General features: G+C 61.0%; 7 protein-coding genes. 4 read left to right on the forward strand and 3 right to left on the reverse strand.

Annotated features, from left to right (window positions below):
• The 3 genes from PMI23_RS25715 to PMI23_RS25725 form a co-directional block, all read right to left on the reverse strand.
• On the reverse strand, positions 1-1,070 hold a 1,070-nt coding region (locus PMI23_RS25715), incomplete at its 3' end, for an HlyD family secretion protein (RefSeq protein WP_007918323.1).
• A gap of 26 nt (positions 1,071-1,096) precedes the next feature.
• Complete coding sequence (locus PMI23_RS25720) at positions 1,097-2,635, reverse strand: MFS transporter (protein ID WP_007918322.1); 1,539 nt, start codon at positions 2,633-2,635, stop codon at positions 1,097-1,099.
• A 185-nt stretch (positions 2,636-2,820) separates the two neighbouring features.
• A complete protein-coding gene (locus tag PMI23_RS25725; protein WP_007912103.1) occupies positions 2,821-3,729 on the reverse strand; it encodes a LysR substrate-binding domain-containing protein in 909 nt (302 codons plus the stop codon).
• Positions 3,730-3,909: 180 nt separating this feature from the next.
• On the opposite strand from PMI23_RS25725, the gene aspA reads away from it, so the two are divergent.
• The 4 genes from aspA to PMI23_RS25745 all read left to right on the forward strand — a co-directional run bounded on the left by aspA (position 3,910) and on the right by PMI23_RS25745 (position 9,659).
• Positions 3,910-5,334 carry an aspartate ammonia-lyase gene (aspA, locus tag PMI23_RS25730; RefSeq protein WP_007912102.1) on the forward strand — a complete coding sequence of 475 codons (1,425 nt, stop codon included), beginning with the start codon at positions 3,910-3,912 and terminating at the stop codon, positions 5,332-5,334.
• 452 nt (positions 5,335-5,786) lie between these two features.
• Entirely contained in the window at positions 5,787-7,235 is a 1,449-nt protein-coding gene (locus tag PMI23_RS25735) for an alanine/glycine:cation symporter family protein (RefSeq protein WP_007912101.1), read from the forward strand.
• A 172-nt stretch (positions 7,236-7,407) separates the two neighbouring features.
• Positions 7,408-8,412 (forward strand): asparaginase, encoded by a 1,005-nt coding sequence (locus tag PMI23_RS25740; RefSeq protein ID WP_007912100.1) that lies wholly within the window; start codon positions 7,408-7,410, stop codon positions 8,410-8,412.
• A 254-nt stretch (positions 8,413-8,666) separates the two neighbouring features.
• The gene (locus PMI23_RS25745; RefSeq protein WP_007912099.1) at positions 8,667-9,659 is read left to right on the forward strand and encodes an AraC family transcriptional regulator; all 993 of its coding nucleotides are present in this window, start codon (positions 8,667-8,669) and stop codon (positions 9,657-9,659) included.
• Positions 9,660-9,719: the final 60 nt, after the last annotated feature.

Consider the following 9,719-nt stretch of genomic DNA (forward strand, 5'->3'; position numbering starts at 1 on the left):
CATCGCTGGGTCACCTCACGCACGGATTTCTCTGAACTGCGCGTATCAATACTCGCCTCCACCGACATCCCCACGCGCAACCGCTCGGCGAGCGGCTGACCCGGTTCCAGCATGATCTTCACCGGAATCCGCTGCACCACCTTGGTGAAATTACCCGTGGCGTTATCCGGTTTCACCGCCGCAAAGGTCACGCCTGTGGCTGGCGCAATACTTTCCACGCGACCGCTCAAGGCTTCACCACCAAGGCTGTCGACGCGCACCTGCACCTCTTGCCCCGGCTGCACATCCGTCAGTTGCGTCTCCTGAAAATTCGCCACGACATAAGCCCGCTGCAACGGCACAACCGCGAGCAGCTTGCTGCCCGGCGTCACATAGGCGCCGACGCGCACGGCGCGCTCGCCGATCATGCCATCCTGCGGCGCGGTGATGCGCGTGTAGGAAAGTTCGAAACTGGCGATTTCCAGTGCCGCTTGCGCGTGTTTCAGACTGCCTTCGGCGGCGTCACGTTGAGCGGTGAGGATGTCGACTTGCTTGCGCTCTGCCGCCAGCTTCGCCGTGGCGGTGTCGAGATGAGCCGTGGCCTGATCGATGCGCGTGCGCGCCTGTTGCGCGTTTTGCACAGTACCGGCGCCGACGCCGGCGAGATGGTTGTAGCGATTCAATTCCTGTTGAGCGAAAGCCATTTCAGCCTTGGCTGAGACCACCGCAGCTTGCGCCTGAGCAATTACCGAAGTCTGGCGCTCCAGCGTCGCTTTGGCATTCTGCAACTGTGCCCGCGCGACCAGGGTTTGCGCATCCGCCGCCTCGGCTGAAGCGCGCAAATCGCGATCATCGATCAGCGCCAGCAACTGACCGGCCTTCACTTGCTGGTTGTCTTCCACCAGCACTTCCTTGATGAAACCGGCGACACGCGGCACCACCAGGGTGTAGTCGGCGGAGACAAAGGCGTCGTTGGTGTTTTGCTGAGTACGTTTGCCAAACACGCCGGGCAGCGCCAGGTAAACCAGCACGCCGACTGCCAGTGCGGCGGCGATGGTCACCGCGAGTTTTTGCTTTGCTTGAGTCGTCATAAAAACCTTCTGTTTCAGTACAGCGATCAGGTCGGCGCGCGCGGCGGAAAGATCCGCGTCGGCAGCCAGAAAATCAGCAGGATCAACGCCACCGCGACGCCGGCCATGCACACATAGAGATCGGAAGAAGTCAGCACCACGGCCTGTTCGTGCAGGCGATGGGCGAGGCCCGGATCGCTGCGGTCGGCCAGCGGCGAATTGCCGAGGCTGTCGACCAGCATGGTCGAATGGAAATGCAGGCGCGCGGTGGTCAGCGCTTCGATCACCCCGGTAGCGACCACGGCCGCCAAGCCTTTCACCGTGTTGAACCACGCGGAGGCGAACGGCCCGTCCTGCGGCTGGATACTGCCGGTGGACAACATCAACAGCGGCAACACCGACATCGGCTGACCGAAGATCTGCAGCCATTGCAGGACGTAGAAATTGTCGCGAATCCATTCTGAAGTCAGCAGCGATCCGCCCAGGCAGGACAGCGTCAACATGCTCAAACCCATGCCAAGCACCCAGCGGCAATCGACCCAGCGCAGGTTGCACAACGCTGCCACCAACGGCAGCGCAATCAGTTGCGGCAAAGCGGCGATCAGCATGATCGGTGCGGTCTGCGCCGGGCGATAACCCTGCACCTGCGCCAGATAACTCGACGGAATCAACACCACCGCCTGCAGAACTATCAGCACACCGGCCAAGGTCATCAAGGCGAACGACAGGTTGCGGATACCGAGCATCTGCAATTTGAAAAACGGAATCGGCTGCGACCACTCGTTGATCAGAAACGCCACCAGCAGCAGCGAACCGGCGCCGAGCAATCCGCAGATCAGGCTCGACTCGAACCAGTCCAGCCGATTACCTTGCAGCAAACCGATCACCAGCATGCAGATCGCTGGAAAACCCAGCAGCAGGCCTTTCCAGTTGAACGACTTGAGGCGCTCCAAACGCAGCGGGTCCTGCGGGATGCCCCATGCGACCATCGTCATGGCGATCAGACAAGGCACGATGATTTGCCAGAACGTCCACTGCCAGCCGACGTATTCAGTCCACAACCCGGCCAGCGGCGTGCCGAGGCCGGGGCCGAATGTCGCCGTCAGTGCGTAGCCGGCCAGACCGTAGAGTTTGATATTCGCCGGCAAAAAGCGCAGGGCGACGGTCATCAGCATCGGTGGCAGCGCACCGCCGGCCAGCCCCTGCAAAGTGCGCATCAGCAGCAGACTTTCGTAGTTCGGTGCAAACGGGCACAGCACGCCAAGCAAGGTGAACAGACCGATCGCGCAAAGGGTGAAGCGGCGCAGCGAGAAGGTCACCGAACACCACGGCGCGAAGGCCATGGCCGCGACCGAGGTGGCGGTGTAGCTGGCGACCAGCCAGGTGCCTTCGTCGTAACCGATGTGCAACCCGCCACGGATGTCGGCCAGGGCCACCTTGGTGACCATCTCGTTGAGGCCCGACACCAGCACCGCCAGCAGCACGCCGACCAGGCCAATGATGATCCGCGCCCCGAACACCGGTGGCGCGGCCGCCGTCGCCGGGCTGGCCGCAGCGATGGGCACCGCAGCCGACAGGGATGTCATGAATACACACTCCGGAGGGAAAAATACCGGAGCATCTTAGTCGGGCTTGGCAATGACGAAAATTGACTTATTGGCAGGTTATAAGTGCGCCAGACACAATCATTAAAAGCAAAAGATCGCAGCCTTCGGCAGCTCCTACAGGGATATGCATTCCAATGTAGGAGCTGCCGAAGGCTGCGATCTTTTCAGGAGGCTTGCGCAGCGCCGCCTTCGAGCTTTCGCCACAGCAGGCGCACGTTGGCTTTGCGCACTAGAGCGCAGCGGTACAAGCGAATCTCCAGCGGCACATGCCATTGCGGGCCACCGCAGACCACCAGTTCGCCACGGGCCAATTCCGCGCGCACGCTCAGCTGTGGCACCCAGGCAATCCCGAGACCTTCCAACGCCATGCTCTTCAGACTGTCAGCCATCGCGGTTTCGTAAATAGTGGTAAAGCGCAACTGCCGCTGACGCAGCAATCCATTCACCGAGCGCCCGAGAAACGCTCCGGCGCTGTACGCCAGCAACGGCACGCTGGCATCACCTTCCAGATCGAACAGCGGCTTGCCATCAGCATCCGCCGCGCACACCGGCAACATCTCGGTCTGGCCCAAATGCAGCGACGGGAAAATCTCCGGGTCCATCTGCATCGCCGCGTCCGGGTCGTAGAACGCCAGCATCAGATCGCAACCACCTTCACGCAACGCATGCACCGCGTCACCGACGTTGGTGGCGACCAAGCGCGTGGCGATGTTCAAACCTTCATTACGTAGTTGTGCGATCCAGCGCGGAAAGAAACCCAGCGCCAGCGAGTGCGCCGCCGCGACCTGCATCACTTCGCCCTGCCCGCCTTCCAGATGATGCAGATGACGCAGCACTTCACCGAGCTGTTCGACCACGGTGCGTGCGGTCACTAGAAACAACTGCCCCGCCGCCGTCAGTTCAACCGGCGTGCGCGAGCGATTGACCAGGGTCAGCCCCAGCGCAGCCTCCAGACTGCGGATCCGCCGACTGAAGGCCGGCTGGGTCACGAAGCGTCGCTCGGCCGCCTGCGAAAAGCTACGGGTGGCGGCCAGAGCACTGAAGTCCTCGAGCCATTTGCTTTCCAGATTCATCACGTCCTCCCGGACACGCACCAAAACAGGTCACACGTCTGCCGCGCACGCGGCGTCACACGGGCATTATGCCGAATGTGCATAGGGCAGTGCTGAACAGCATTGGCCCAAAATTTCCTACAAGCCTAGCATTCGCAGCGTTCCGGCACAGACCGGGTCCATATCGAGATGATTTCTATCATGTCCTCCGCTGCATCTTTCCGCACAGAAAACGACCTGCTTGGCGCCCTCGAAGTACCGGCTCAAGCGTATTACGGCATCCAGACCCTGCGAGCGGTGAATAACTTCCGTCTCTCCGGCGTTCCGATTTCGCATTACCCGAAACTGGTTGTCGGCCTGGCAATGGTCAAACAGGCCGCTGCTGACGCCAACCGCGAGTTGGGTCATCTGAGCGAAGCCAAGCACGCTGCCATCAGCGAAGCCTGTGCCCGATTGATCCGCGGTGATTACCACGAAGAGTTCGTGGTCGACATGATTCAAGGTGGCGCCGGTACCTCCACCAACATGAACGCCAACGAAGTGATCGCCAACATTGCGCTGGAAGCAATGGGTCACCAGAAAGGCGAGTACCAGTACCTGCACCCGAACGACGACGTGAACATGGCGCAGTCGACCAACGACGCTTACCCGACGGCGATCCGCCTGGGCTTGCTGCTCGGTCACGACACCCTGCTGGCCAGCCTCGACAGCCTGATTCAGGCATTCGCCGCCAAGGGCAAAGAATTCGATCACGTCCTGAAAATGGGCCGTACCCAGCTGCAAGACGCCGTGCCGATGACCTTGGGTCAAGAATTCCGTGCCTTCGCCACCACCATGGGCGAAGACCTGGCCCGTCTGAAGACGCTGGCCCCGGAACTGCTGACTGAAGTGAACCTCGGTGGCACCGCGATCGGTACCGGCATCAACGCCGACCCGCGTTATCAAGCGCTGGCGGTACAGCGTCTGGCCCTGATCAGCGGTCAACCGCTGGTTCCAGCGGCCGACCTGATCGAAGCGACTTCCGACATGGGCGCCTTCGTGCTGTTCTCCGGCATGCTCAAGCGCACCGCGGTGAAGCTGTCGAAGATCTGCAACGACCTGCGCCTGCTGTCCAGCGGCCCACGCACCGGCATCAACGAAATCAACCTGCCAGCGCGTCAGCCAGGCAGCTCGATCATGCCTGGCAAGGTCAACCCGGTTATTCCGGAAGCGGTTAACCAGGTGGCGTTCCAAGTAATTGGTAACGATCTGGCGCTGACCATGGCAGCCGAAGGCGGCCAACTGCAACTTAACGTGATGGAGCCGCTGATCGCTTTCAAGATCTTCGACTCGATCCGCCTGCTGCAACGCGCCATGGACATGCTGCGCGAGCACTGCATCGTCGGCATCACCGCCAACGAAGCGCGCTGCCGTGAACTGGTCGAGCACTCGATCGGTCTGGTTACCGCTCTGAACCCGTACATCGGCTACAAAAACGCCACCCGTATCGCCGGTCTTGCTCTTGAAAGCGGCCGCGGCGTGCTGGAACTGGTGCGCGAAGAAGGCCTGCTCGACGAAGCCATGCTCGCCGACATCCTGCGCCCGGAAAACATGATTGCTCCGCGTCTGGTTCCGCTGAAAGCCTGAGCCGACACGTTACTTGTAGCACCGCTCACCAGGTCGAGGGACTAGACACCTCTCACCTTTTGAGGGCTTGGGGATTTAGTCCCCAAGCCCTTTTTTTTAACTTTCTGACCCTGAGACCCGTATGTCTGGGGATTGCTCGCTCTGACAGAAGAGCAGTTCCTGCACAAGCCCGGCGCCGGTAACGCCGGGTGTTTCAAAGCCTCGTTTCGTCGCTTGCACCACGACTGTGCAGACGGGCGCGCCACTGATCGGTATAGTGCCGCCCCTCTTCGCATGAGCGGTCGTCGGTAACGAGGCCATAACCCATGTGAAACCCGAACTAATAACAAACCCGCGAAATGGATCCGGGACGAAATCCTCGCCTCACCTGTTGTGCCGCGCGCAAACCGGTGTAACGCGATGTTTCCGACCTTCCAGCATTTGCTCACACAAAAAACAGCGAGGAAAAATCCATGCTCGAAGTCATTAACGACTTCCTCTCAGGGAAAGTACTGATCGTGCTCATTGTCGGGCTCGGTAGCTACTTCACGATTCGCTCGCGTTTCGTTCAATTGCGTCACTTCTTCCACATGTTCGCGGTGTTCCGCGACAGCCTCAAGGGCAGCGCCGGGCAACTCAGCTCGTTCCAGGCCCTGATGCTCAGCCTTGCCGGCCGCGTTGGTGCGGGCAACATCGCCGGTGTCGGCATCGCCGTGACACTCGGTGGTCCAGGTGCGGTGTTCTGGATGTGGGTGACCGCACTGGTCGGCATGTCCAGCAGCTTCTTCGAGTGCACCCTGGCCCAGGTCTACAAGCGCGCCGATGGCGACGGTCTGTACCGTGGTGGCCCGGCCTACTACATCCAGCACGGCTTGAAGCTCAAAGGCATGGCGGTAGTGTTCTCGGTCCTGCTGCTGGTCACCTACGGCTTCGCCTTCATTGGCCTGCAGTCCTACACCGTGACCCACTCGCTGCAGAACGCCTTTGAATTCAACCCGCAACACACCGGTATCGTCCTGGCAGTGCTGCTGGCCATTACCTTCATCGGCGGCATCAAGCGTATCGCTTCGGTGTCTGACCTGCTGGTACCGATCAAGACCCTCGCCTATATCGGCGTGACCCTGTACGTGATCGGTACTCAGATCGAACACGTACCAGCCATGCTGGAAACCATCTTCAAGAGCGCCTTCGGCCTCGATCCGGCCTTTGGTGGTCTGCTCGGCAGCGCCATCGTCATGGGCGTGAAGCGTGGCGTGTTTGCCAACGAAGCGGGCCTGGGCAGTGCGCCGAACGTCGCTGCCGTGGCTGCGGTGAAACACCCGGGCGCGCAGGGCGTGGTTCAGGCCTTCAGTGTGTTCCTCGACACTTTCGTGATCTGCACCTGTACTGCACTGCTGATCCTGCTGTCGGGCTTCTACACCCCGGGCTTCGAAGGTGACGGCATCGTCCTGACCCAGAACTCGCTGGCCGCCGTGGTCGGTGACTGGGGTCGCATGTTCGTCAGCGTCGCGCTGTCGCTGTTCGTCTTCACCTGCATCCTCTACAACTACTACCTGGGCGAAAACAGCCTGCAGTTCCTCACCCGCAACCGCGCCGCGCTGATGATTTTCCGCGGCCTGGTGCTGGCGCTGGTGGTATGGGGTTCGATGCAGGACCTGTCGACCGTGTTCGCCTTCGCCGACATCACCATGACCTGCCTGGCCTTCGTCAACCTCGTGGCCCTGGCCATGCTGTTCAAGGTCGGCATGCGTGTGATGCGCGACTACGATGCGCAACGCCGCGCCGGCGTCAAACAGCCGGTGTTCGACTCGAGCAAATTTGCTGATCTGGACCTCGACCTGAAAGCCTGGCCGACCAATCCGTCTGCCGCTGTCGGCAAGACTGAAGCCGAGCCGCAAGGCGTGCCTGCAGCGCAACGCTGACAGGTGAATGACGGGCGCATCCCCTGCGCCCGTCAGTTATTGTGGTGCAATAACTTGTCGGAGTTTGCCTGCTCGCGATAGCTGTCTTTCAGCCAACATCAACGCTGAATGATGAACCGCCATCGCCAGCAGGCTCGCTCCCATAAGGACCTCATCCTTTCGGAGAATCCCCATGAATTCGTCGACCTACCCCGCCGCCCAACACGTCATGGTGCTCTACACCGGTGGCACCATCGGCATGCAGGCCAGCGCCAATGGCCTGGCCCCGGCGTCCGGTTTCGAAGCGCGGATGCGCGACTATCTGCACAGCCAGCCTGAACTCGTCGTACCGCAGTGGCGCTTTCGCGAGATGTCGCCGCTGATCGACAGCGCCAACATGACCCCGGCCTACTGGCAGCAACTGCGTGAAGCGGTGGTCGATGCCGTTGACGTGCAAGGCTGCGACAGCGTGCTGATCCTGCACGGCACCGACACGCTGGCCTACAGCGCGGCAGCGATGAGCTTCCAGCTGCTGGGGCTGAATGCCCGTGTGTGCTTCACCGGTTCAATGTTGCCGGCTGGCGTTACTGACAGCGATGCCTGGGAGAATCTCAGTGGCGCACTGGTTGCCCTCGGCCAAGGCCTGGCGCCCGGTGTGCATCTGTACTTCCACGGTGAACTGCTGGCGCCAACCCGTTGCGCGAAGGTGCGCAGCTTCGGCCGTCATCCGTTCAAACGACTTGAGCGTCAGGGCGGCGGTGTCAAAGCCTCTTCGATTCCAGCGTCGTTGAATTACAACCAGCCGAAACAGCTGGCCAAAGTTGCCGTGCTGCCGCTGTTCCCGGGCATCAGCGCCGAAGTGCTCGACGGCCTCCTCGACAGCGGCATTCAAGGTCTGGTGCTGGAGTGCTACGGCAGCGGTACCGGGCCGAGCGACAACCCTGAGTTTCTGGCAAGCCTTGGCCGCGCACGGGATAACGGTGTGGTGGTGATTGCAGTGACGCAATGCCATGAGGGTGGCGTCGAGCTGGATGTTTACGAGGCTGGCAGTCGCTTGCGCGGTGTCGGCGTATTGTCCGGTGGTGGCATGACCCGTGAAGCGGCGTTCGGCAAGTTGCATGGGTTACTCGGTGCAGGCCTTGAAACTCAAGAAGTGCGTCGGCTGATCGAACTGGATCTGTGTGGTGAGCTACTCTGAGCATGGCTCTGGATCGGCCCTCACCCTAGCCCTATCCCTATCCCGGAGGGAGAGGGAACTGACCTTAGTGTCTTGCGCTATACGCCGACCTGAAAAAAACTATCGATTATGGATTCGGCAGCGTTTTTTCAGGTCGGCGTATCTCGCCAATATCCCCCAATCGGCCCCCTCTACCTTTGGGAGAGGGCTGGGGTGAGGGGCTGCTGCGGCATGCAACTTGCTGCGATCCAGCCATCTCAAGGCTGGAAGATCCCATGCTCCACTCCCACCTCACCACCCTCAACGCCGTGTCGCTGATCCTCAACACCTTCAAGGCCGAAGGCCTGTCGAGCGAGGCATTGCTGGCCGGCAGCGGCATCAGTGCGGCGGATCTCAGCCGTGCCGACACGCGCATCACCACCAATCAGGAGATGCAGGTCTGCGCCAACGCCGTCGCGCTCAAGCGCGATATCGGCCTAGAACTGGGCCGGCGCATGCACGTGTCCTGCTATGGAATCCTCGGTTACGCGCTGCTGACCTGTGCCACCTTCGGTGACGCTTTGCGCCTGGCGATCCGTTATCCGGCGCTGCTGGGAACACTTTTCGAACTGAGTCTGGAAGACGACGGCGAGCGCGTCTGGTTCGTCGCTGCCGATTATCGCGAGAGCCCGGCGATGGCGGTGTTCAACGCCGAGTTCTGCCTGGTGTCGCTGAAAGTCATTTGCGATGACCTGCTCGGGCATCCGCTGCCTTTGCTCGCCACGCGCTTCGAACACGCCGCGCCGGACTATCGCGACAGCTATGCCGAACACTTCAACTCACCGTTGCACTTCGCGGCGAAGGACAACGCCTTTGCCTTCGATCGGCACTGGCTCGACCAGCCGCTGCCGTTGGCGGATGCCATCACCCACCAAGCCATGGCCGAACGTTGCCGAAAGCAGAATCTTGAGTTCACCGGGCGTCAGGCGTGGCTGGGGCGGATTCGACAGTTACTCAGCGCGCAACTGAATGCAGCACCGGGACTGGAAGGTCTGGCGCAGCAGATGAAGTGTTCGCCACGCACCTTGCGCCGGCATTTGAAAGATATGGGCAGCAGCTATCAGGAACTGCTCGATGAGCTGCGTTTCGAGCGGGCCAAGCAGATGTTGTGTGAGGATCAGTTGCCGATCTATCGCATTGCCGAAACGCTCGGGTTCAGCGAGACCGCCAGTTTCCGCCATGCCTTTGTGCGCTGGAGCGGCGTGGCGCCGAGCCAATTCCGGGCCTGAAGATCAAAAGATCGCAGCCTTCGGCAACTCCTACAAGGGATCGGCGTAGGAGCTGCCGAA

Origin of the sequence: Pseudomonas sp. GM24, from assembly GCF_000282235.1 — a bacterium.
GTDB lineage: Bacteria > Pseudomonadota > Gammaproteobacteria > Pseudomonadales > Pseudomonadaceae > Aquipseudomonas.